Source organism: Corallococcus sp. AB049A (assembly GCF_003668885.1).
GTDB classification, from domain to species: Bacteria; Myxococcota; Myxococcia; order Myxococcales; family Myxococcaceae; genus Corallococcus; species Corallococcus interemptor.
The window spans coordinates 1-463 of sequence record NZ_RAWL01001040.1 but is presented as its reverse complement, the minus strand read 5'-3'; the positions used below and the strand labels follow the sequence as shown (position 1 = coordinate 463).

1 protein-coding gene is annotated in these 463 nt (G+C 56.2%); it reads right to left on the bottom strand.

What is annotated here, in order from left to right; translation table 11 throughout:
- On the bottom strand, positions 1-438 hold a 438-nt coding region (locus D7X55_RS40760; protein ID WP_255425067.1), incomplete at its 3' end, for an HWE histidine kinase domain-containing protein.
- Between the last annotated feature and the right edge of the window lie 25 nt (positions 439-463).

Below are 463 nucleotides of genomic sequence, written 5' to 3'. Positions count from 1 at the left end.
GGTATCGATCACGGTCATCATACGCGCCGATGACCAGTCGTGAGTGAGCAGTACTTCATGCGCCTTTGAAAGTGCGTGCAGCCTGCTGACAAACGCTTCGACGGGCGCTCTGTCGGTGACGGGCCGAAGGGTCTGGGTCGCAATTGCCTGAACCATCGCCATCGTGTTCTTCAGCCGATGGCTTATCTCATGGTTGAGAACCTGCTGTTCCTGTTCCGCACGTATCCGCGATATTGCTTCGCGGGTGCGATCGGCAATCGTCCGCACGAAATCCCGTTCTTCTGAAGAAAATTCGTGCGGCTTTTCGTAATGCAAAAACATGACGCCGACGAAAGCGCCCCGCTCAAGAATAGGGACGTTGACGAGGACGGAGATGCCCAGCGAGTTCAAAAGCTCCGCTGACGCCGAGGTTCTTGGATCGGCCGCAACGTCAGCTATGATGACCAGTTAGCCACGCTTGAGG